The organism is Thalassospira sp. SM2505, from assembly GCF_054901115.1.
This window is the reverse complement of sequence record NZ_CM142731.1, coordinates 2,502,071-2,525,544: the sequence shown is the minus strand read 5'-3', so window position 1 is coordinate 2,525,544 and position 23,474 is coordinate 2,502,071. Positions and strand designations below refer to the sequence as shown.

At 53.1% G+C, this 23,474-nt stretch carries 20 protein-coding genes; 12 read left to right on the top strand and 8 right to left on the bottom strand.

Annotation, left to right across the window (positions count from 1 at the left end):
* Positions 1–3: 3 nt before the first annotated feature.
* The 3 genes from dprA (at position 4) to rnr (ending at position 6,486) form a co-directional block, all read left to right on the top strand.
* Positions 4–1,224, top strand: a complete 1,221-nt coding sequence (gene dprA, locus ACTU44_RS11695) for a DNA-processing protein DprA (RefSeq protein ID WP_462097437.1) — start codon at positions 4–6, stop codon at positions 1,222–1,224.
* Positions 1,225–1,392: 168 nt separating this feature from the next.
* Complete coding sequence (topA, locus tag ACTU44_RS11690) at positions 1,393–4,005, top strand: type I DNA topoisomerase (protein ID WP_462095468.1); 2,613 nt, start codon at positions 1,393–1,395, stop codon at positions 4,003–4,005.
* Between the two features lie 48 nt (positions 4,006–4,053).
* Complete coding sequence (gene rnr, locus ACTU44_RS11685; protein WP_462095467.1) at positions 4,054–6,486, top strand: ribonuclease R; 2,433 nt, start codon at positions 4,054–4,056, stop codon at positions 6,484–6,486.
* An 87-nt stretch (positions 6,487–6,573) separates the two neighbouring features.
* Here rnr and ACTU44_RS11680 read toward each other — a convergent pair whose 3' ends face one another.
* A complete protein-coding gene (locus ACTU44_RS11680) occupies positions 6,574–7,356 on the bottom strand; it encodes an Hpt domain-containing protein (RefSeq protein WP_114097690.1) in 783 nt (260 codons plus the stop codon).
* A gap of 186 nt (positions 7,357–7,542) precedes the next feature.
* Between ACTU44_RS11680 and ACTU44_RS11675 the strand changes: the two genes are divergently transcribed.
* The 3 genes from ACTU44_RS11675 (at position 7,543) to rpmG (ending at position 9,934) form a co-directional block, all read left to right on the top strand.
* Positions 7,543–7,968, top strand: coding sequence for a DUF983 domain-containing protein (locus ACTU44_RS11675; protein WP_336080760.1), 426 nt, complete (start codon positions 7,543–7,545; stop codon positions 7,966–7,968).
* 63 nt (positions 7,969–8,031) lie between these two features.
* A complete protein-coding gene (locus ACTU44_RS11670) occupies positions 8,032–9,672 on the top strand; it encodes a S41 family peptidase (RefSeq protein ID WP_462095466.1) in 1,641 nt (546 codons plus the stop codon).
* A 94-nt stretch (positions 9,673–9,766) separates the two neighbouring features.
* Complete coding sequence (gene rpmG, locus ACTU44_RS11665; protein ID WP_008890790.1) at positions 9,767–9,934, top strand: 50S ribosomal protein L33; 168 nt, start codon at positions 9,767–9,769, stop codon at positions 9,932–9,934.
* A 113-nt stretch (positions 9,935–10,047) separates the two neighbouring features.
* Here the strand turns inward: rpmG and ACTU44_RS11660 are convergent, their stop codons facing one another.
* Positions 10,048–10,407 carry a DUF423 domain-containing protein gene (locus ACTU44_RS11660; RefSeq protein ID WP_462095465.1) on the bottom strand — a complete coding sequence of 120 codons (360 nt, stop codon included), beginning with the start codon at positions 10,405–10,407 and terminating at the stop codon, positions 10,048–10,050.
* A 305-nt stretch (positions 10,408–10,712) separates the two neighbouring features.
* A complete protein-coding gene (locus ACTU44_RS11655; protein WP_114097687.1) occupies positions 10,713–11,393 on the bottom strand; it encodes a Crp/Fnr family transcriptional regulator in 681 nt (226 codons plus the stop codon).
* Between the two features lie 245 nt (positions 11,394–11,638).
* On the opposite strand from ACTU44_RS11655, the gene ACTU44_RS11650 reads away from it, so the two are divergent.
* On the top strand, positions 11,639–12,475 hold the full coding sequence (locus ACTU44_RS11650) for an alpha/beta hydrolase (RefSeq protein WP_336080756.1): 837 nt from the start codon (positions 11,639–11,641) through the stop codon (positions 12,473–12,475).
* A 117-nt stretch (positions 12,476–12,592) separates the two neighbouring features.
* Positions 12,593–14,359: a gamma-glutamyltransferase gene (ggt, locus tag ACTU44_RS11645; RefSeq protein ID WP_462095464.1), complete on the top strand. Its 1,767-nt coding sequence runs from the start codon at positions 12,593–12,595 to the stop codon at positions 14,357–14,359.
* Between the two features lie 78 nt (positions 14,360–14,437).
* Here the strand turns inward: ggt and ACTU44_RS11640 are convergent, their stop codons facing one another.
* Positions 14,438–15,112: an HAD family hydrolase gene (locus ACTU44_RS11640; RefSeq protein ID WP_462095463.1), complete on the bottom strand. Its 675-nt coding sequence runs from the start codon at positions 15,110–15,112 to the stop codon at positions 14,438–14,440.
* A gap of 11 nt (positions 15,113–15,123) precedes the next feature.
* On the bottom strand, positions 15,124–15,477 hold the full coding sequence (locus ACTU44_RS11635) for an ArsC/Spx/MgsR family protein (RefSeq protein WP_462095462.1): 354 nt from the start codon (positions 15,475–15,477) through the stop codon (positions 15,124–15,126).
* Between the two features lie 143 nt (positions 15,478–15,620).
* Between ACTU44_RS11635 and dusA the strand changes: the two genes are divergently transcribed.
* The 4 genes from dusA to ACTU44_RS11615 are packed head-to-tail and all read left to right on the top strand — an operon-like array spanning position 15,621 to position 20,769.
* Positions 15,621–16,616: a tRNA dihydrouridine(20/20a) synthase DusA gene (gene dusA / locus ACTU44_RS11630; RefSeq protein ID WP_114097787.1), complete on the top strand. Its 996-nt coding sequence runs from the start codon at positions 15,621–15,623 to the stop codon at positions 16,614–16,616.
* Complete coding sequence (gene mnmC, locus ACTU44_RS11625; RefSeq protein WP_462095461.1) at positions 16,613–18,658, top strand: bifunctional tRNA (5-methylaminomethyl-2-thiouridine)(34)-methyltransferase MnmC2/FAD-dependent 5-carboxymethylaminomethyl-2-thiouridine(34) oxidoreductase MnmC1; 2,046 nt, start codon at positions 16,613–16,615, stop codon at positions 18,656–18,658. Before dusA ends, mnmC begins: the two co-directional genes overlap by 4 nt.
* Positions 18,655–19,851: an MFS transporter gene (locus ACTU44_RS11620; protein WP_462095460.1), complete on the top strand. Its 1,197-nt coding sequence runs from the start codon at positions 18,655–18,657 to the stop codon at positions 19,849–19,851. The genes mnmC and ACTU44_RS11620 overlap by 4 nt, the downstream gene beginning before the upstream one ends.
* Before the next feature lie 60 nt (positions 19,852–19,911).
* The gene (locus ACTU44_RS11615; RefSeq protein ID WP_462095459.1) at positions 19,912–20,769 is read left to right on the top strand and encodes a class I SAM-dependent methyltransferase; all 858 of its coding nucleotides are present in this window, start codon (positions 19,912–19,914) and stop codon (positions 20,767–20,769) included.
* A gap of 7 nt (positions 20,770–20,776) precedes the next feature.
* Here the strand turns inward: ACTU44_RS11615 and ACTU44_RS11610 are convergent, their stop codons facing one another.
* From ACTU44_RS11610 to ACTU44_RS11600, 3 genes are read right to left on the bottom strand one after another with little or no spacing between them, the layout of a single operon-like run.
* Positions 20,777–21,283, bottom strand: a complete 507-nt coding sequence (locus ACTU44_RS11610; RefSeq protein ID WP_462095458.1) for a GNAT family N-acetyltransferase — start codon at positions 21,281–21,283, stop codon at positions 20,777–20,779.
* Between the two features lie 7 nt (positions 21,284–21,290).
* Positions 21,291–22,460 (bottom strand): ABC transporter permease, encoded by a 1,170-nt coding sequence (locus ACTU44_RS11605; protein ID WP_114097679.1) that lies wholly within the window; start codon positions 22,458–22,460, stop codon positions 21,291–21,293.
* A complete protein-coding gene (locus tag ACTU44_RS11600) occupies positions 22,457–23,455 on the bottom strand; it encodes an ABC transporter permease (protein ID WP_114097678.1) in 999 nt (332 codons plus the stop codon). The genes ACTU44_RS11605 and ACTU44_RS11600 overlap by 4 nt, the downstream gene beginning before the upstream one ends.
* Positions 23,456–23,474: the final 19 nt, after the last annotated feature.

Genomic DNA, 23,474 nt, shown 5'->3' with positions numbered 1-23,474 from the left:
CGCATGCGGCTTGCGCGCAGTGGCAATATTGGCCCGGTTACCTTTCGCAAACTGCTTGAACGCTTTGGCTCTGCGCGTGAGGCCATCGAAGTTTTGCCTGAAATCATCCGGCAATCCGCCAATAGCCGAAAAATCACACTCGCCAGCCGTGAGGACACCATTGCCGAAATTGATCAGGCAAAGGCCTGTGGCGCAAAACCAGTCATTTTCGGTGACCCGGAATATCCTGCTTTGTTGGCGCGTATTGAAGATGCCCCACCCTATTTCTATGCAATCGGGCGGTTGGAATTTTTAGGGAAAACATCCATCGGGATCGTTGGTGCGCGCAATGCATCTGCAAATGGTTGTGGTTTTGCGCGTAAAATCAGCTTTGATCTTGTATCGGCGGGATATGTCGTCACATCCGGGATGGCGCGCGGCATTGATGGCGCAGCCCATAGTGCGGCACTTGGCATCACCGGTGATCACGCCGGAGGAACAATCGCAGTGCTTGGGGGTGGTGTCGATGTCATCTATCCCCGTGAACATCAGGAACTTTATGAACAGCTTTGCCAAAGCGGACTGGTCATTTCCGAAATGCCGCCAGGCTTAAAACCACAGGCGCGCCATTTCCCAAGACGTAACCGGATCATATCGGGTCTATCTGCCGGAACTGTCGTTATCGAGGCCGGACGCAATTCAGGGTCGCTGATTACCGCCCGTTTTGCCGCGGATCAGGGGCGTGACGTCTTTGCCGTGCCCGGTTCACCAACCGACCCGCGTGCGGCCGGGCCAAACAGCCTGATCCGCGATGGCGCAATTTTATGCGACTCTGTTGACGTAATTCTTGATGCGTTGCGTCAGGCAGAAAAAAACATCCATCTTTTCGAAGGATTTCATCATTTCAACACAGAGGGTCGCATTCCCGATACAGATGCGTCCCCGACTGACTATGGGGACATCATCGCGTCACTTGAACGTGACGCCAAAACCTTACCGGCCCCAAAATCCGGGCAAGATATTGAAAATGAACATAAAACATCAAAAACACATTCATCCGATCTGGCCTCTGATGATCAGGAGAAAATCTTTGATTTACTGTCCACATCCCCCCTGCTGGTTGATGAGCTAATTCGTACATCAAATATGTCTGCAAACCATGTTTCTACGATTTTGATTGAGCTTGAACTTGCAGGAAGGGTTGAACGTCACCCCGGAAATAGGGTATCGCGTATCGCCAAATGAGAGTCGCGTCGAAATGTGGCGCGATAAATATTGTTGTGATTTGCTGCAATTTGCGCAATCTGATCTGAAATACACAGACACTATATATATGTGTCTCACGCATTCGGGTCATTTTAAGCACAACATAAATATCGCCTTCGGGCGCAAGAACCGGACACGAAAAACGTAATGAATCTTGTCATCGTCGAATCCCCGGCCAAAGCCAAGACGATCAACAAATATCTCGGCGACGATTATAAGGTGCTGGCCTCTTTCGGTCACATCCGCGATCTGCCGTCAAAAGACGGTTCGGTCGATACCGACAACGATTTTTCGATGGTCTGGGAAACAGACGGGCGTTCTGAAAAGCAGATCCGCGAGATCGCAGCTGCTGCACGTGACTCCGACACCATCTATCTCGCGACTGACCCGGATCGCGAAGGGGAAGCCATTTCCTGGCACATTCTTGAAGTTCTCGAGCAGAAGAAGCTGCTCCGCGGTCGTGATGTTCATCGCGTCGTATTCCACGAGATCACCAAGAAAGCCGTGACCGACGCAATCGCCAATCCACGTGAACTTAATCAGGAACTGGTCGACGCCTATCTGGCGCGCCGTGCACTTGATTATCTGGTAGGCTTTAACCTTTCGCCGGTTTTGTGGCGCAAGTTGCCCGGCTCCCGGTCGGCAGGACGTGTGCAGTCTGTTGCGCTGCGCCTGATCTGCGAACGCGAAATCGAAATCGAAGCCTTCAAACCCGACGAATACTGGTCACTGGAAGCAGGCTTTGCCGTTCCGGAAGGTAATTTTACGGCCCGCCTGACCCATCTGAATGGCGAGAAGCTTGATAAGCTGGCACTTGGCAATGAAGATGCGGCCAAAATCGCCAAGGAAAAAGTCGAAAGCCGCAACTACACGGTTTCAAAGGTCGAGCGCAAGGACGTCAAACGTCGTCCACAGCCACCTTTCACCACATCCACCTTGCAACAGGAAGCATCGCGCAAGCTTGGCTTTGGAGCGAAACGCACCATGCAGCTGGCCCAGCGCCTGTATGAAGGTGTTGATATCGGCGGCGAGACCGTTGGTCTTATTACTTATATGCGTACCGACGCCGTGGTTCTTTCACAGGAAGCACTGGCAGCGGCCCGTCGCCTGATTGCCAAGGATTATGGCGAAGCTTACCTGCCGCCAAGCGCACGCAGCTTTGCCAACAAGGCCAAAAACGCGCAGGAAGCCCACGAAGCTGTCCGCCCGACCGACCTGTTCCGTCGCCCTGATCAGGTTTCTCGTCATCTCGACAAGGACCAGCTGGCTCTTTACACCCTGATCTGGAAACGTACGGTTGCCTGTCAGATGGAAGATGCCCGTTTTGATCAGGTTGCGGTTGATCTGTCATCAAATGACAACCATGTCGTTCTTCGCGCAAACGGTTCTGTCGTCAAATTTGACGGCTTCCTGAAACTGTATCAGGAAGGCAAGGATGACGAGGCCGAGGACGAAAATGATCGTCGCCTGCCGCCGCTTAAGGAAGGTCAGAAACCCGACCTTGGCAAAGTCAGCATCGATCAGCATTTCACCCAGCCCCCGCCCCGCTATACCGAGGCGAGCCTGGTCAAAAAGATGGAAGAACTGGGCATCGGTCGCCCGTCGACCTATGCCTCGATCATCTCGGTCCTTCAGGATCGCAACTATGTGTTGCTTGAACGTCGCCGCTTTGTCGCGCAGGACCGGGGCCGTCTTGTAACGGCCTTCCTGTCGAAGTTCTTTGAACGTTACGTGCAGTATAATTTCACGGCTGATCTGGAAAACCAGCTTGATGAAATCTCGATGGGGAATCTGGCCTGGAAAGATGTTCTCAGGGATTTCTGGAAATCGTTCAAAGGCAACGTGGACGAGGCAAAGGAACTCAAGATCACTGACGTGCTTGATGCGCTTCAGGTGATGCTTGAAAACTATCTGTTCCCGACCCGTGAAGACGGTTCAGATCCGCATAAATGCCCGAAATGCAACGACGGTACGCTAAGCCTTAAGCTTGGCAAGTTCGGGGCGTTCCTTGGCTGTTCGAACTATCCGGAATGCAACTTTACGCGTCCGCTGGTTGCCAATGAAAATGGTAGCGATTCCGAACTTGATTCCGGCCCCAAGGTACTTGGGATCGACAAGGAAACCGGCAAGGAAATCACCCTGCGCAAAGGTCCGTATGGCGTTTACGTTCAGCTTGGCGAGGAAGAAGAAGTCGAAGGCAAGAACGGTAAACCCAAAAAGGTCAAACCGAAACGGACGTCCCTTCCCAAAGGGTTGGAACCGTCAGTTGTTGACCTGACCAAGGCCGAAGAACTTCTGACCCTGCCACGTGTTGTCGGGATTTACCCCGATACCGGCGAGGAAATGAAAGCCAACGTTGGCCGTTTTGGCCCTTACGTGCAGGCAGGCAGCATCTTTGCGTCCCTTAAGGCTGACGATGACGTTCTGACTATTGGTGAAAACCGTGCCATTGCCCTGATCGCGGATAAACGTGAAAAGTCGGGCACTGAAATCGGCAAACATCCCGACGATAACGAACCGATCTTTGTCGCTGTCGGACGTTGGGGACCGTTTGTGAAACACAAAAAGACCATCGCCAATATTCGCGATGTCGAACGTGACGATATCACCCTTGAAATGGCGATAAAGGCCATCAAGGAAAAGGAAACCAAGTCGGGCAAGACAACCAAAGCCGCGACCAAGAAAACGGCAACCAAAACAACGGCGGCAAAGAAACCCGCAGCAAAGAAGACAACCACGAAAAAGGCGGCGGCGAATTAATCGCCGCCTTCCTTTTCAGGGGTTAATGATTGAAAGGACGCCGCACCGTTGGCGAACGATACAGAAGACAAGAAGCACTTCCCGACCCGGGAAGAAATTATCGAATTCATCGATATGAGCCCGACCCCGGTCGGCAAGCGCGAAATTGCGCGCGCCTTTAACATCAAGGGCGCAGCCAAGATTGAGCTTAAAAAGATCCTCAAAGACCTGAAAATTGAAGGCGATGTGGTCAAGGGCCGCAGACGGTTTGATAAACCTGACCGTCTGCCCCCGGTCGAGGTTTTGGAAATTACCGGCATTGACGATGATGGCGAGGTTCTTGCCAGGCCGAATGTCTGGAAGCACGATTACGACCCGCCCCAGATCGTCGTGAAATCGATCCGTCGTGGTGGCCCGAGTGCCCCGGGTATCGGTGACAAGATTCTGGCCAAGCTGCGCTATACCGGTAAGCAGACCTATGAGGCCAGCATCATGCGGGTCCTTGGAAGCGGCCCACAGCGCGTCCTGGGTCTTTATCGCCCCAATGAGCGCGAAGGTCGCGTTGTACCCACAGACCGCAAGGATAGCGGCGAGATCGCAGTCCCGCTTGACGATCATCCCGATCTTGAAACCGGCGCACTGGTTTTGACGGAAATTCTGCCGGGCAAACATTTCGGATTGCGCAAAGGCCGTATCACCGAGGTTCTTGGCAATATCAATGAACCAAAGTCCATCAGCCTTGTATCCATCCATGCGCGTGGTATTCCCTTTGAATTCCCGCCCGAAGTCGAACTTCAGGCGCGCGAATCAAAGGCCACACCGCTTGGCAAACGTACCGACCTTCGCGATATCCCGCTAGTCACCATTGATGGTGCCGATGCGCGCGATTTCGATGACGCTGTGTGGGCAGAACCCGACAGTGACCCGGAAAACGAGGGTGGCTGGCACATCATGGTCGCGATTGCCGATGTGTCCTGGTATGTCCGACCTGGCGATGCGCTTGACCGCGAGGCCGTCAAACGCGGCAACAGCTGTTACTTCCCGGATCGTGTCGTCCCGATGTTGCCGTTTGAGCTTTCAAATGGTTGGTGTTCGCTTGTCCCGCATGAAGATCGCGGCTGTATGGCCGTCGAAATGTGGCTGGACAAACATGGTCACAAGCTACGTCATAAATTCTGCCGCGGCATGATGAAATCCGCCGCCCGCCTGACCTATGATCAGGTCCAGCGCGCGATGGATGGGCAGCCAGATGACACCACAGGTCCGCTCGTCGAGACCATCATCAAACCGCTTTACGGTGCTTTCCATGCATTTCTTGAGGCCCGCAAACATCGCGGGGTTCTGGAACTTGACGTGCCGGAACGCAAGATCGAGCTGAATGACAAAGGCCAGATCGTGGCCATCGCACCACGTGCGCGCTTTGACAGCCACAAGCTGATCGAAGAATTCATGATTGCGGCCAACGTTTGTGCTGCCGAGGAACTTGAGCGCATCAAGCAACCCTGCATGTATCGTATCCACGATGCACCCAGCGAGGAAAAGCTTGAAGCCCTGCGCGAGTTCCTTGAAGGTGCTGGTTATCAGTTAAACAAGGCATCGGTTTTGCGTCCGCGTGACTTCAACCGCATTCTTGAAATGGCCAAGGACACCCCCGAAGCCGAACTGATCAACACGGTCGTCCTGCGTAGCCAGTCACAGGCCATGTATAGCCCGGATAATATCGGGCACTTTGGCCTTGCTCTAAAAAAATATGCGCATTTCACATCCCCAATCCGCCGTTATGCCGACCTTCTGGTCCATCGTGCCCTGATTGCAGGTTTGAAACTTGGCGAAGGCGGTTTGCCGCCCGAAGATGGTGAACGGTTCGAACAGATTGGCGAAGACATTTCGGGCACCGAACGTCGGGCCGCCATGGCCGAACGCGATGCGGTTGATCGTTATGTTGCCGCTTATATGTCCGACAAGGTCGGAGCCGAGTTCCCCGGCAAGATTTCCGGTGTCACGCATTTTGGTCTGTTCATTTCACTGAACGAAACCGGTGCGGATGGTCTGGTACCGATTTCCACCCTGCCCGATGACTACTATGTCCATGATGCGGCAAGTCATGCACTTGTCGGACAGAACCGCGGCAAGAGGTTCCAGCTTGGTGACACGGTCGTTGTGCGCATTGCTGATGCGGACGCGGCAACCGGGTCACTGGCCCTGCGTTTGGCAGAACATGCTGATATCACTGCACGCGATCTGGTCGAACGCCCGCGTGGACGACGCGGTCAGAACAAGCATCGTGGCGGAAGCCCCGGCGAGCGTAGTCATCGCCATGGAAGCAAGCCCGGATTCCGTTCGGGACCGCGCGGGGCGACCGGCCCCGACGGGACATCAGCGACGAAGTCCAAGGGCAAAGCAGGTGGCAAGAAAAAAACGACACCTAAAAAGCAACGCAAACTGGTGGCGTCCAGCCGGGTAGCCCGAAGTGCTGCAAAACGCGGTGACAAACCGCAATAACAGCACAGTCAGATACACCAGAGATATAACAAGGGCGGCCAACTGGCCGCTCTTTTGCATTTCACGCCCGGATCCTGTGCTGTGTGACTACATCATTGTTTCAATGAATTTCGCCAGATGTTCCGCCGTCTGTTTGCCCCGGTTATTAATGATTGCGACATTTCCCGGCAATCCTTCGAGATCAGGGTGCGAAGCATCAAAACTGGTCAGCAGGCCAAGCTTCTTGTCCGCAAGGGTTTTCATTGCAGCCAACGCACGGATCAGTTCGATGCCACTTAGCCCATCAAGCACGGCTGCTGTAATCACAGCGTCCGGATGCGATTGCACCACCGTCTGAAAGGCCTCGACTGCGGTGCGGGCGGTGATCGTCCTGAATCCCTTCTCGCGCAATTCACGTTGAAGAAAATGCGCCTGAACTGTGGTCGCTGTCACAAGCAAGACTTCCTTGTCCTGGGCAACTGCGACGGCCGATTTTACGTCGACATCGTCTGCTTTCGCACTCCGCGTCGGCAAGGATCGCAAAATACGTGTTTCTTCATCTGCGGGCGGATTGGTCCCGCTTTCAATAATTTCTCGAATCCAGCTGGTAAAATCGACCAGCGATGCAGCTTCGAGGTCATCAATTTCGGTGAGTTCGGCGATGTAGTCTTCCAGTCGATGGGCGATTGCGCCGACCAGTGGGAAACCGAATGATCCGGCAAGCCCCTTGACCGTGTGAGCTTCTCGACGCAGCTCGGCAATGCCTGCGGCGGCCTCATCCATGCCGCCGGCAACCCGGTCAATCGTGGTTTCAATGCGATCAATACGCTCGATAGTGTCCTCAATGAAGTCCTGTTTCAGACCGGCAACGATGGCGTCTGCATTTCCCATTGGGCACTCCTTTGGCAGGTATTCATTTATGGTCAAAAGCCACAAAGTCGCCCATAGGGTGAATTGAAAGGGACGATTTCACTTGCTTGCGCTCTTGAACATCATGATGATGGTATATCGTTTCAATGCCCTTTTTTGCCCTTCGGATCAAGTGCAGGCAGGAACGAAAAAGGAGTTTCACGCCCAATGACCGAGCCCCACAATACCCCGAACCCCCTTGATCATCACGACACTGACGCCAACATGTCAGGACCTACCGACAGCGGAAAGCGTCTTTTGCTTGGTCTGCGTCGCGGATTTCGCCGTAAATGCCCCAATTGCGGACATGGATTGGCTTTTGGCGGATATCTGAAGCTGCGTACGGAATGCGATGTCTGCAGCCACCCGATAGGCGAATATCGCTGTGATGATGCCCCACCCTATTTCACTATTTTTCTGGTCGGCCATATCGTTGTGCCTGGCGTCTTGATGATGGAGCAATCCATCAAGCCGTCAGTTCTGATGCAATTGTCCATCTGGCTTCCTGCCACAGTATTGCTGTGCCTAGGCTTCCTGCCATTTATCAAGGGTGCTGTTCTCGGCACGCAATGGGCAATGCGCATCAAAGGATAGCCATTGGCTATTCCGTACCTTTTCGCTTAGAATTAGGCGTATTGGCTTTTATGAACTGATCGGATGTTTCGCTTGGTCATCTTTGGCCTGCCCCGGATCGATTATCTCCCCTTGAATAACGGCTTAAGCCAGTGGCGGCGTATCGGGGCTACGCTTGGCCTTTGTCTGTTACAAGCAGCTTGCGGCACCTCTCAGGTGGCAGGGATAACTGCCCCTGACGATCCGCAAACACGCGAACTCGTCACACAGACCATCGAACTGGTCGCCACGCGCTACATTGATCCCATCAGCCGCGATCAAATTCTGGTCAATACGCTTGATGGTCTTTCGGAAATTGATGACAACATCCGTGTCGGCATCACCCCTGATGACCTCGTTTTGCAATATGATGGCAAAACGGTTCAGACCATTGCCCTGCCGCAGACCAACTATGACCAGACAAGTGCCGAAGGCACCCAGATCTGGTCCGAAATCACCCTGCGCGGGCTTGGTACCTATCGGGCCTATTCCCCAGTATTGCGCAACAGCCAGACATCTGACGTACAGGCTGCCCTTGTCAGCGGTGCCATCCGCAACCTGGACCGCTACAGCCGCTACGAAGGCCCCAAACAGGCCGAAACAGCCCGCAATCGCCGCGATGGCTATATCGGTATCGGAATTCGCCTGATCGGTGGTGACGGCTATCCGGTAGTGAAACTTGTTCATCCCGAAAGCCCGGCTGCAAAGGCAGGCCTTCATCCCGGGGACCAGATCGTTACGGTTAACGGCGAAGACATGTATGGCAAGACCAGCCAATATGCTGCCGAGCTGCTTCATGGCGAGGAAGGCAGCAGAGTGATCATTGACGTGAATACTGCCGGTGACCGGACTATTACTCCGATGGAAATCGTCCGCGAACGTGTGATTGACCGGACGGTTTTTGCAGAAATCCGGGACAACATCCTGATTGCCCGTCTGACCAGCTTTAACAGTGCAACGGCAAGCACTTTGGGGGACAATATCCTCAAGGCGCAGCTTTATGACGGCGGGCTCAAGGGGGTCATCCTTGATCTGCGCGGAAATCGTGGCGGGTTGCTTCAACAGGGTGTTGCTGTTGCCGATCTGTTTCTGGAGAACGGACCGATTGGCAATACATTTTCACGCGTCACCGCAGCACGTCATACCTTTCGGGCGGAAACAGATGATTTGACCAAGGGGGCACCACTGATCGTTTTGATTGACGGGCGAACCGCATCATCGGCCGAGCTGGTTGCCGCAGCCCTTCAGGACAGAAACCGTGCTGTTCTGGTTGGCTCAACAAGCTTTGGCAAGGGATCGGTTCAGGCCATCAATGATTTGCCCAATCACGGCACCCTTACCTTTACCTGGTCACGCATGACAGCCCCGTCTGGTTATACATTTGACAGAATCGGTCTTTTCCCGGCCATCTGCACGCAGTCGGGTGAAGATGACACACCAGGGCATCAGGTCTCGACCGCCCTTTCGCAGCGTGATCAGACGGCCAGTACGATGGTGAAATGGCGGAGCCTTGATTACCGCGACGAAAAAAACCGCCGTGAACTTCGCAATGTTTGTCCGGCAAGCAATCGCAGTGAAGAATTTGACGTCAAAGTAGCATTGGAATTGTTGAAAAACAGCCCTGATTACAAGAATCTCGCCTTTGTCGGACAACAGGAAATCGCCGATACTTTTGATGCGAATTAAAAATGCATTCTTTTTTGCCAAAATGGCTTGACACTCTGGCGATAACCTTTATGTTCCGCCGCCTGAGATACACCTGAACACAGGATGCAGAGACATGGCGAAGCCCGCTTCGATCCTCGTAAAGTTGGTAAGCACCGCAGATACCGGTTACTTCTATGTTGTTAAGAAGAACCCGCGGAATACCACCGAGAAATTCCAGTTTCGCAAGTACGACCCGGTCGTGCGTAAGCACGTCGTGTTCAAAGAAGCGAAAATGAAGTAATTTGGTTCTTCGGAATCTGATTACCGGAAGATTTAAAAAAAGACGTGTCCTTCGGGACACGTCTTTTTTATCTGTGCGCCATGGAAACGAGCTTTGAGCCCCCTCTTGCCTGTCTATCGACCGAAACGACGATAGCCCGCAGCGGCAAGCATCAGCCAGCCCGCAATGAATGACAGACCACCAATCGGTGCAACAGCTCCAAATAGCGTCACTCCGCTAAAGGCGATGGCATAGAGCGACCCGCAGAAGAACAGGATGCCGACGAGCATGGCATAGGCAGCGAACCGCAAAAACTTCTCGTCCGGGACATGGTGAACCAATCCGGCAATAGCGGCCAGCGCAACAGCGTGAACAAGCTGATAGTGCGCACCCTTTTCAACAAGGCTTCTGGCATAGTCCATTTCGCTTCCTGCCATCCCATGGGCCGCAAATGCCCCGATGGCCACCCCCACGGCGCCGTTCAATCCAGCCATGATTATCGATAATCGCATTGCCCGGTCCTCTTTCTGCGATATGCATTTGAAATATCGGCACAGACTAATCCGCGATGCTTGCTATCGCCATGCGAAAACGCAAAAAAAATGGCCGTACTAAAAAGTACGGCCAGTAAACTCTCTTGGGGGAGATGTGCCGAGCCATCGAAATGCTCGTCACAAGATTATTAGTACCTTTGGATATTTCCCAATTCTGTGACAGCCGTCACAATTCCCCAAAAATATCATTCATTTGGCAACATTTCAGGTTCGGAAGAGTTTTATTGGCCGGTGTTTTGCCAATTCTAGTGAATGGATTCACTTAGAAACTCTTCAAGGCGACGAACATCAGGAACATGCAGCCCGTTATCTTCTTTGGTCACCAACCCCTTGCGCGCAAGACTTCCCATGACGCGCGCAACGGTCTCGCGCGAGGTGCTGACGCGGCCGGCGACTTCGGAATGAACCGGCACCGGGGCCAAGATTGCTGCTCCGTCACTATCGCAAACCTTTTGGGCGCGACGCAGAATTTCGGCAATGACGCGCTCGTTCGCACCAAGCGTGCTAACATCGACAATGCGTCGGGTCGAGGTGCGCACAATACGCGCCAGCTCGGTAATCACATTCCATGCTACAGACGGATGGCTTTTAACGACCTTCTCGAAATTGGACGGACTAAGAATACCGACATCGGTATTGCTGACTGCAAACACACAAGCTGATCGTGGTTCACCATCAATTGCTGACAATTGACCAACACATCCCCCGGCACCGATTTCCTCAAGCGTTATTTCACGACCGGAAAGCGAATAGTTCACAATACGCACCCTGCCCGACAGGATCAGATAAACGTCGGAACTGTCCGCCTCGGGTTCAATAATCTGGGTACCCGCAGCATATGTCTTGCGATTGATATGACGTTCAACGTCCCCAAGAGCGTCTTCGTCAAGGTCGGCAAAAATGCCAACGACAGATAATTTAATCATGAACCCGTGCTTTTTGTTGCGCTGTTGTTTTTATGCAAACCGGCAACTTTTACGCTGCCCTGTTATGACTCTGCTGTCCCGCGCGCAATCATAAGCAAACAACCCCCGACTGACAATCTCTTGCAGCAAGCTCACCCAATGACACATCATGATAGACACAACCATGCTGCATGTGCGAACATGATCTCAGAATTTTCCACCACGACTTTTCGAACGCTGGTCCTGTTTCCTTTAGGAGACCTATCATGAGTCCAGAACTGGAAATTTTCCGTCGCAGTCCGACGGGCAAACCAAAAAGCAAACATCCGCTTGTTTTTGTCCATGGAGCCTTTACCGGTGCCTGGTGCTGGAACGAGCATTTCCTGACCTGGTTTGCCGAAAAGGGATTTGAAACTGTCTCGTTTTCCCTGCGCGGACATGGCGGCAGTGGTGGCAGACAATTGCGCAGTCTGGCCTCGATCGATGATTATGTCGAAGATCTTGAAGAAGTGGTCGATACGCTTGGACAGACGCCGGTTCTGATCGGTCATTCCATGGGTGGTTATATCATCCAGAAATATCTTGAAAATCATAGTGCCGAGGCCGCCATTCTGATGGCGTCCGTTCCACCGGAAGGCCTTATTGCGAGCAATGCAATGATGGCAATGGCACAACCGGACCTTTATTTCCATATGGCATGGCTTCAAGCCATCGGGCCCCATACTTTCCTGCGTGAACGTCTCGGACGCGCGATGTTGTCGCCTGATATTGCCGAAGACGAAGGCATGATCTATTTCGGCCGCCTTGAAACTGAAAGTCAAAGAGCACTGCTCGATATGATGGGGGCCAATCCGATCTTTTTGTCACCGGAACAGGCACCGGCTATGCTCGTGATCGGCGCCCGCGATGACGAAATCATCCAAAGTGAACTGATCCATCACACAGCCAAACGATACCATGCGGACTACGCGCTTGTTGACGATATCCATCACGCAATGATGCTTGATAAGAACTGGGAGCAGGTTGCCGACACCATGCTTGAATGGCTTCAGGTCAAACTGGTCAGCCAGCAGCGCAGTAAAGGCAACAAGACTGCCGCCTGACGGGTAATTTCCCGTTTTCTGATTTACGCATTGCATCAAACGATGGCTTTCAATTGCGTGTTTTTTCTGGGAGCATGATCAACCTTAACAAGAACAAAGGTTGATGACATGCCCCACATGATCAGGAATTCCACTGCATTTTGGGCCATCGCATTTGTCGGTCTGGTTTCGCTTGGTGCAGTATCGGCAAGTGCCCAGCAGGCAACAGATGCAATTGCACCAGAAAATAGCACAACAAAAACGGCCCTTCGCAGCTCCGTTCAATCAATAAACTGGATGATTTCCGCAGCCAATCCCCTTGCGGTCCGGGCCGGTGCAGACATTTTGCGTCAGGGCGGAAACGCAATTGACGCCATGGTTGCCGTCCAAACAATGCTTGGACTTGTCGAACCGCAATCCTCCGGCCTTGGTGGGGGAGCTTTTCTTGTATATTACGATGCGACAAACGGCACGCTGACCACCCTTGATGGCCGCGAAACGGCACCAATGGATGCAACCCCCATCCTGTTTCAGGATGAGAACGGGGAACCTCTTAAATTCTATGACGCCGTCGTCGGCGGACGATCTGTCGGCACGCCGGGAACCCCGGCCCTTCTCAAGACCGCACATGAAAAATGGGGGCAACTGGAATGGCCCGCTTTGCTTTCCCCTGCGATCACCCGTGCAGATAACGGATTTGAAGTTTCGGAGCGTCTGGCATCCCTGATCGCTGCCGATCAGGAAAAGCTGTCTCGCGATCCTACGGCAAAAAGCTACTTCTTTGATGATGCTGGTGCGCCACTTGCGGCCGGGACTTTGCTCAGAAACCCGCACTATGCATCAACCTTGCGTGACCTTGCGCAGAACGGTACGAAAAATTTCTATTTCGGAACAATTGCCCGTGACATCGTTGACAAGGTCAAGGGTGCAACCTGGAACCCCGGTGTTCTGTCGCTGCGTGATTTTGCCACTTATCAGATCAGGGAACGCAAGCCGGTCTGTGCAGATTACCGTGGTTATGACGTCTGCGGAATGGGGCCACCATCGTCGGGTGCACTGACCGTCGGGCAAATCCTTGGCCTTATCGAGCCGTTTGATATTGCATCACTTGGCCCCGACTCTGCTGAAAGCTGGCGCCTGATTGGTGATGCGTCGCGCCTCGCCTTTGCTGATCGCGGGCGGTACATGGCCGATATCGACTTTGTACCGATGCCGCTGACCGGTTTGCTTGATAAAACCTATCTGGCTGAGCGTGCAAAGCTGCTTGAAAGCACCACAGCACTTGAGAGTGTGGATGCGGGCATGCCATCCTTTAGTCATGCAATGAACCTTGCTGATGACGAGGCTATCGAGTTCCCGAGTACCAGCCATTTTTCCATCGTCGATACATACGGCAACGTGGTTTCGATGACGACAACAATCGAGAATGGCTTCGGCTCTCGGCTGATGGTTAATGGCTTTATGCTCAATAACGAGCTCACCGACTTCTCGTTTCGCAGTCACAAGGAAGGCGTTCCCATTGCCAACCGGCTTGAACCAGGCAAACGTCCGCGTTCTTCGATGGCACCAACCATTGTCATGAAAGACAACAAACCGGTCATCGTCACGGGATCACCTGGTGGATCGCGGATTATCGGCTATGTCGCACAGTCAATCATCGCGATGATCGACTGGAAAATGCATCCGCAAGCAGCGATCAGCATGCCGCACCTTGTCAATCGCTTTGGCACTTTTGACATCGAGGCCGGGACATCTGCCGAGACCCTGAAACCCGAGCTGGAAGCACTTGGTTACAAAACCAGTGTGCAGGACCTCAATTCCGGCATTCACGCCATTATGATCACCGGCGGCGGATTGATCGGCGGTGCCGATCCCCGACGCGAAGGGATCGTCATCGGCGAATAACGTGGTCTTTTGAACAAAAAAGCGGGTCACCTTACCAAGACAAGATGACCCGCTTTGGTTTTGAAAACCTGTCAGAACCTAGTGCCCGGCAATCCAGCTTTTAAGCAAATCATGAAGTTCCCGGTGATCATTGGCGATGAAATGTGCACCGGCATCACTCAGGTAACTGGCTGGTGTAATGTCGACAAGCCCGATTGTTGTCGCCCCGGATGCCACCCCCGCCCGAACACCATTCTGGCTATCATCGACAACGATGCATTCGGTGATCGGCAGACGCATCCTTTCCGCAGCAAGCAAATAGACATCCGGATGCGGTTTGGCATTTGCGACATCATGTGCCGAACAGATCCGGTCACCGAAACGATCCTTGATCCCGACCTTGCCCAGTGAAACATCCATCTTGTCATGCGGTCCGTTGCTGCCAACCGCCATCGGGATGTTGTGATGATCCAGAAAATCAAGGATTGGTGCCAGATCGGCAAACGGTTCAAGATCATTGCGAAAGGCAACAAATGTGCGCTGATAACATTCCGAAAGCCAGTCATCCGGCAAGGTAATATCAAAAAGTTCTTTCATCTTTGGCGGTACCATTGCAAGGGTTCCGCCAATGAACAGATCATGGGTCTTGGTCATGTCCATGTCGCAGCCATATTCGCACAGCTGTTCGGTCAGAACACGACAAGCAAGGGTTTCGGTATCGACCAGGACACCATCGCAATCAAAAATGACACCCCGAACAACCGGCTTTGTCATGTCAGACATCCTCAAAGACCAGCCAGTTCAGCCCAGCGTTTTTCATCATAAGCCACCGTGCGGGTCGCACCGAAATCCACCACCGGACGTTTGATCACGGTCGGATTGGAAGCAAGAATGGCTGAGGCGGCTGCTCCACCCTGTTCAAGCGTTGCCTTGTCAGCATCCGTGAGATTGCGATAGCTCGGACCGCGCTTGTTAATAAGGACGGCGCCACCGACTTCGTCCAGCCAGCCTTCGATGGTTTTTGCATCAATGCCATCTGTGCGAAAATCATGGAGCTTGTTCTCAACACCCTTCGCATCGAACCATTTGAGAGCCTTGCGAACCGTGTCGCAGTTCTTGATGCCGTAAATCGTGACCATATCTATTCCTGTAAATTATTATCGCCGGGATGCAGCCATGCATCTCGCAATCGGTTTTGACCCTAAATCCCGGAACATATATAAAGACCGCGATTTGAATACGGCAACCTCATTCACCCAGTTTGATGACAAACGGCAAACACATGACTGTTAATCGACGTATTTCCGTCGCCCCGATGATGGACTGGACGGACCGGCATGATCGCTATTTCCTGCGGCAGATCAGTCGTCATACGTTGCTCTATACCGAAATGGTCACAACCGGCGCCATCATTCATGGCGGGGTCGAGCGGCATTTGCGGTATAACGACGCCGAACATCCGATTGCCCTTCAGCTTGGCGGCAGCGATCCCGATGATCTGGCACGCGCATGTGAAATCGCCAATGGCTATGCCTATGACGAAATCAACCTGAATTGCGGCTGCCCGTCTGATCGCGTCCAGAACGGTGCTTTTGGTGCCTGTCTTATGGGGACGCCCGACATTGTCGCAGATTGCGTCAAAGCGATGATCGGAGCCAGTGACGCGCCGGTAACGGTAAAGAACCGTATCGGCATTGATGATCAGGAGGATTATCCGTCGCTGAAGCGTTTTACCGAAACTGTCGCCAATGCGGGCTGCAAAACCTTTATCGTTCATGCCCGCAAGGCATGGCTCAACGGTCTTTCGCCCAAGGAAAACCGCGAAGTCCCGCCGCTGAAATACGAGCTGGTCTATCGACTGAAGCAGGATTTTCCCGAACTTGAAATCCTGATCAATGGTGGCATCAAGACGCTTGATGAAACAGAGCAACATCTTGAGCATGTCGATGGCGTGATGATCGGGCGAGAAGCCTATCAGAACCCTTATATTCTGGCTGATGTGGATCGACGTTTCTATGGTGATGACGTCAAACCGCTGACCCGCCATCAGGTGGTTGAAGCAATGATCCCCTATATCGAACAGCACCTGACCGAAGAAAACGCCACGATCGGTCATGTCACCCGCCACATGCTTGGCCTGTTCCAGCAAATGCGCGGTGCCAAACAATGGCGTCGGTACCTTAGCGAGAACGCCCATCGCAAAGGTGCGGGTACAGAGGTAGTGCGCGAAGCACTTGCACTGGTGCCCGAACTTGATGACGAGGCGCTGTCTGCATGACGGCCGATGATGATGCCATCGCACCTGATGACACCATTCCCGAAGCGGGCGAGATAACCTGGCGGGACGGAGATGTTCCGTTTTCACCGCATTTTGGCGATGTCTATTACAATCCCAAAGACGGTCTTTCTGAAACGCGATATGTCTTTGTTGAGGGCAACAATCTTCCGTCGGCCTGGCAAGGCAAAGAAAACTTCAGCATTGGTGAAACGGGTTTCGGAACCGGCCTGAACTTTCTTGCTGCTTGGCAATGCTGGACACAGGACTCTGATCGATCCGGTCGGCTTCACTTTGTCTCGGTTGAAAAGTACCCGTTGTCACGTGAAGACATGATCCGGGCCCATAACAATTGGCCGGAACTCCGCCAATTGTCAGCAGAGCTTTGTGAGATATGGCCACGCGAAACGATGCTTCCGGGGGTGCACCGTTTTATTCTTGGTCATGGAGCGGTCAGCCTGACCCTTTTGATTGGCGATGCGATTGAATGCTGGTCGGGGTATGAGGGCAATATTGATTGCTGGTTCCTTGACGGTTTTGCACCATCTCGCAACCCCGATATGTGGCACCCTTCCCTGTTTACTGCCCTTGCCTGCGCGTCCAACCCGAATGGCGCGACACTTGCGACCTTTACTGCGGCGCGCATTGCCCGTGACGGGCTGGAAAGTGCGGGCTTTATCATCAGCAAGCGCAAGGGATATGCCTATAAGCGCGACATGATCACTGCTTGTCTGACGTCGAACGATGACGCCGTAAATGAGGATACCGGCAAATACGAGATTGCCGACGATCCATGGTTCAATCTTCCCCGGAAAAGTACCACAAAGTCGGTTGCGATCATTGGTGGTGGCATGGCGGGTGCAGCTTGTGCCGAGGCACTACACCATCGCGGATGCGACGTGACACTGTTTGAAAAGCATGACCAGCTGGCCAATGCCGCGTCAGGCAACCCGATTGGTATGCTTGAACCATATTTGACCGTTGATCACGCGATCATGGGGCGGTTTTACGAGGCTGGTTATCGATACAGTCATCGAAAAATCAAACCTATGGCCGAGCGCGGCGAGGTAGAAGCGGATTTCTGCGGCGTTCTTGATCTGGCGACCAGTCCGCGCAAGCGCGAACGACTGGATGGTTTGGTCGCACGCCTGAAAGATAAACCTGATCTGGTTCGCCCGATGACCCGTGACGAAGCGCGCGATATTCTAGGCCTGCCGGTTCCGGTGGATGGTGTTTTTTACCCGTCTGCCGGTTGGGTCCATCCACCTTCCCTGGTTCGGGCCCTGACCAGCAATATCACCTGTCAGCTTGGAACGGCGATTAGCGCAATTGTCGACGACCCGGACGGAAAAATGCTGCTGACAGCAGACGGGCGCGCGTTTGGCACGTTTGATGCCGTCGTTATCGCAGGTGCCCTTGAGACCAGCCAGCTGGAGCAAACCAGATGGCTTGGCGATCACTTAAATCCGGTACGCGGCCAGATCAGTTTTTGCCCGGAAGAGCTGGTATCAAAGAGCTATGAGAACGCCAATATCGGTTGTGTTGTCAGCTATAAGGGCTATCTCACGCCAGCACGAAACGGCCTGCATGTGATCGGGGCAACCTTTGGTCGCGACGATGATCAGACCGACCTGCGCGAAGCAGATCATGCACATAATATCAATCAGTTAGGAAAAATATTTCCTGTACTGGCTGAGAAACTTTCATCTGAAGTGCTTGATGGTCGCGCATCATTGCGGACAACAACGGCTGATCACTTGCCGCTGATCGGACCAGCACCGGATTTTGATCGTTATCTTGCGGCCTATCACGATATCGACAAAGGCAAAAAAGGTGCGCGATATATCGGTGCGCCCTACCACAAAGACGTGTATATCTGTACGGGATTTGGGGCACGCGGACTGATAGGTGCCCCGCTTGCCGCCGAAATTCTTGCCAGCGAGATTTGCGCTATGCCCCTGCCACTGGAAAAATCCCTGATGCACGCGGTGCATCCTGCGCGCTTTATTATCCGTGGCCTCAAACGTCGACAAATCTCTGTATGAACAGTTCGGTAGCTTATCCGCACAAAGATCCGGAACGCTTTAGAACCGCGACCACTCTTGCCCTGTTTTTCTCGGGCCTGTTTCTGGTACAGGGGGTTTTCCTGCCCTATTGGCCGGTTTGGCTCAAGGCGCAGGGATTGTCAGCCGGTGAGATTGGGATACTTTTGTCACTGCCCAACTGGATACGTGTTTTTGCAGATCCCTTGATCGCGCAGCGTGCGGATCGTACTGGCAACCGCAAAACCCCCATGATGTGGCTTGCGGGTATTTATGTCGTTTCCATTCTGGCCTTTCCGGTTTCAAGCAACTTCTGGTGGCTCGCAGCCCTTTCTGTGGTCATTGGTTTTACGTTCTCGCCACTTTTGCCGCTTGGAACCACGATTACAGTTCACGAATGCAAGGCCCGGCAACTCGACTATGGCCGGGTGCGGCTTTGGGGGTCATTGGCCTTTATTCTGGCATCCTACGGCGCGGGCTGGGTGCTTGACGGAACATCCGTTGAATGGATCGTCTGGATGTTGTTCATTGCCGGGATCATCAATTTCGCGATCACCACCCGCATGCCGGACCCGCAAACAGACCGTCCGCTTCGGTCCGGGTCTTCGCTGATCTATCTTTTGCGCAAGCCGGTATTCCTGATTTACCTTGGCTGCATCGGATTTGCCCAAGGTTCGCATGGCACCTATTACAGCTTTGCCTCTGTCCATTGGGAATCGGTTGGTTATTCCCATGAAATGATCGGTACATTCTGGTCCATTGGTGTTGCAGCCGAGATCGTTTTGTTTGCCATTGCCGGACGGTTTGTACGCGGACGTCATCCGGGCATTCTGTTTGCACTTGGCGCAATGGCCGGTGTCCTTCGCTGGATCGTTCTGGGTTCCAGCGACAATGTCTGGCTGATCTTCCTTGTTCAGCCACTCCATGCCATGACATTTGGCATCACCCATCTGGCCGCAGTAAGCTTCATCGCCCGCGCCATCCCCCAACAGCTTGCGACATCAGCCCAAAGCCTGATGGCGACACTATCAATGGGCGTGTTCCTTGGCAGCAGTATCTGGGCATCCGGTCCGCTATATGAAAGCTTTGGTGCGCACACCTATTACTTCATGGCCGCACTGTCGGGAATTGCACTGGCATTTTCATTCTGGCTCATGCGAAGCTGGCGCGGTGAAGATCAGACTTTTTGTGATTGATGCCTTAAAGCTCAAGAGTTTCATCTACATTCAAACCGACGAACCAAAGGGACTGAAAATATGACTGCCATGCCGTTCTCACGCAGAATGCGCCGTTGGAAACTTGGTTTGAAAACGCTTTTTGGCAAAGAACCGGCGGGCTATTTCATCCCCTATCGCTATGCCAGTGAAACACAAAAGGCAGTGGGTCACCCGACATATCCCGCCATCGAAACCATGATGGAACAGGCCGCGCCAACCATGAAGGCATGGTTGACCAAGGCCGCACAGTACCAGGATGCCTTCGCAAGTTTCGGCAACGCAACACCACCTGAACCGCGCTGGCAACAAAGCTGGTTTCCGCGCCTTGACGGTATGATGGCCTATGTCTTTACCCGTGAATTCCGCCCGAACCGTATCGTTGAAATCGGTTCAGGACATTCAACACGGTTTTATCATCGTGCCATCCGCGACGGCGAACTTGCCACCGACTTCCACGCCATTGATCCCGCCCCGCGTGCCGATATTGCAAAACTTCCAATCACGATTGAACGAACCATCGTACAAAAGGCCAATCCGGCCGTATTCGCAAGGCTTGCAGGATCGGACATTCTGTCGATTGATTCGAGCCATATCCTGATGCCTGGTACAGATGTTGACTTGTTGTTTTCAACTGTCATCCCGGTTCTACCAAGCGGTACCATCATCCATATCCATGACATCACGCTTCCCGATGACTATCCGGAAATCTGGCAGTGGCGCGGATATAACGAGCAACAAGGCGTTGCATCGCTTCTTGCCGGTAACGGGTTTGAAGTCTTGTGGTCCAGCGCCTATGCGACGACACGACTTGGCGGACTGATTGAAAAATCAATTGCCAACGGCATCCACCTGCCTGACAGCGCGCATGAAACCAGTTTGTGGCTACGTAAAAAGTAAGGATGCGTTAAGGAGCCTGATGCCGAAAGACGAGGTCTTCGGGATCGGGACGTTGTGCATCATGATCGAGGACTGCGCCAAGCCGTATGGCAAGCCCGATGGATCGATGATTATCGGGCGCAATATAGCTGACGAGTGTCGTCAATTTGCGGACACCAAAGGCCCATGCATGCATGGCAATAGCGGCTTCGGTCGCTATTCCGCGTCCTTCGGCATCTTGATAAAGCAGCCAACCCAGTTCGTGTTCAGGGAAAAGTGGTCCATGATTGATGCCGACCTGACCCACACAAAGCCCCGTTGATTTTTCATCAATCATCAATGCTCCGACACCAAACAGCGACCATTGCGCGGTATCCGCGCAGAACATTCCCCAAGCACCGGCCAATGAGTACGGGCCGCCCATATGAATGGCGCGTTCGGACATCAACATAGACCGATATTCTGGCCAATCTGCAATCGAGATCTCACGCAATATCAGACGATCTGTTTCAAGTCTCGGGATGGCCGAAGTCATCGCAGAATCAGTTCTTATAGGGATCGGCCGCATCACGCAGCCCGTCACCGAGGAAATTGAACGCCAGCACCACGATCACAACCGGTACCACCGGCAACATCAGCCACGGATAAACCGCCACGGCGTTGATATTCTGGGCATCGTTCAAAAGAACTCCCCAACTGGTTACCGGCGCGCGCAATCCCAGTCCCAGGAAGCTTAGCGCCGTTTCACCAAGGATCATGTTTGGAATGGAAAGTGTTACAGACGCAATCAGATGGCTTGCAAAGTTCGGCAAAAGATGGCGGGCAATAATACGCTTTGGCTTTGCCCCCATAAGGCGTGCCGCCAATGCATAATCTTCTTCCCTAAGGGCAAGGAGCTTTGAACGCACAGCGCGGGCAAGCCCTGTCCAGTCAATAAGGCCGAGAATGATGGTGATCCCGAAATAGATCAGAACCGGGCTCCAGGTTACCGGCAAGGCTGCGGAAAGCGCCATCCAGAGCGGGATTTCCGGTAGTGACCGGATGACCTCGATGGTGCGCTGAGCTGTTGCGTCAACCCAGCCACCGTAATACCCAGCCGCCCCGCCGATCAGGACACCAAGAAGGAAGCTGACCGATATACCGACAAGTCCGATGGTCAGTGAAACGCGCGCGCCATAGATAATGCGCGAAAACATGTCTCGCCCCAGTCGGTCCGTACCAAAGATAAACAGCGTTCCATCATCTGCCGGACAGACGAAATGGAAATCCATATCGACCATCCCCCAGAACGCATATTCATCGCCTGAGCAGAAAAACCTGATGGGGTTTACGCGGTCCTTATTGACAACATAAGTCGGCTTGAGCGTCTCCATATCAACCGAGAAATCGGTGCCATAGGTAAACGGACCAACAAATTTCCCATCATGGAACAGATGAATACCTTGCGGCGGATGATGAATGAATTCTGAATTTCTGCTTTCTTGCGCATAGGGTGCGATGAACTCAACAATCAGCACAGACGCATACATGATGGCCAGAATGATCAGCGAAAAATACGCCAACCGATGGCGTTTAAGTCGCCACCACATCAATTGCCACTGTGATGCCAGATAGTATTTTTCCTGTTCCGGTGTCAGGGCTTCGCGATCCCATGGATCGAACGGTGTCGCATCGACGTAATGTTCGTTGCGCTTGTTGCTGTCCGTGCTCATTTCATCACACCTCCCTGCAAACGAATGCGGGGGTCAAGCCAGGCCAGCAAGACATCGGATATGAACATCCCGACCACAGTCAGAAGTGCCAGAAACATCAGGAACGAGCCCGCCAGATACATGTCCTGGCTCTGCAGAGCAGCGAGCAGCATCGGACCTGTTGTCGGCAAGGACATCACAACAGACACCAGAACCGATCCTGATACCACCTGCGGCAGGATATTACCGATGTCCGCAATAAACGGGTTCAGCGCCATCCGCAGCGGATACTTGAATAGAACCTTGGTTGGCGACAGTCCCTTGGCATGTGCGGTAACAACATATTGCTTGCTCAGTTCATCAAGAAGGTTTGCACGCAACCGACGGATCATCGAAGCCGTACCCGATGTCCCGATCACGACGACAGGTGCCCAAAGATGCTCCGCAACTGACATGATCTTGGCAAAGGACCAACCCTGATTGATGAATTCCGGGTCCATCAAGCCGCCGATCGATGTACCGAAAATGACATTCGCATAATAAAGCAGGATCAGCGCAAACAGAAAGTTTGGCATCGCAAGGCCAAGGAACCCTAACAGGGTAAAACCGTAATCGCCCCAGCTATACTGGCGGGTCGCCGAATAAATCCCGATCGGAAAACTGACGATATAGATAAAAATCACGGTGCTGAAATTCAGCACCATCGACAGCCAAAGGCGGTCACCAACCACATCGGTTACCGGCAGGTTATATTCAAACGAAAAGCCAAGATCACCATGCAGTAGCCCCCATGCCCATTCCACATACTGGACATAGATCGGCTGATCGAGGCCGTATTGCCGCTTCAGAAATTCGATCTTTGCGGGGTCGACTGCTTCGCCCTGGGCCTGAAGTTCGTTCAGATAGGTACTTAGGAAATCGCCCGGCGGGAGCTGAATGATCACGAATACCAGCACACTGATCATGATCAGTGTTGGCACCATTACAAAAAGCCGTCTTGCCAAGTAAGTCAGCATCGGCGAAATCGCTCCCCCT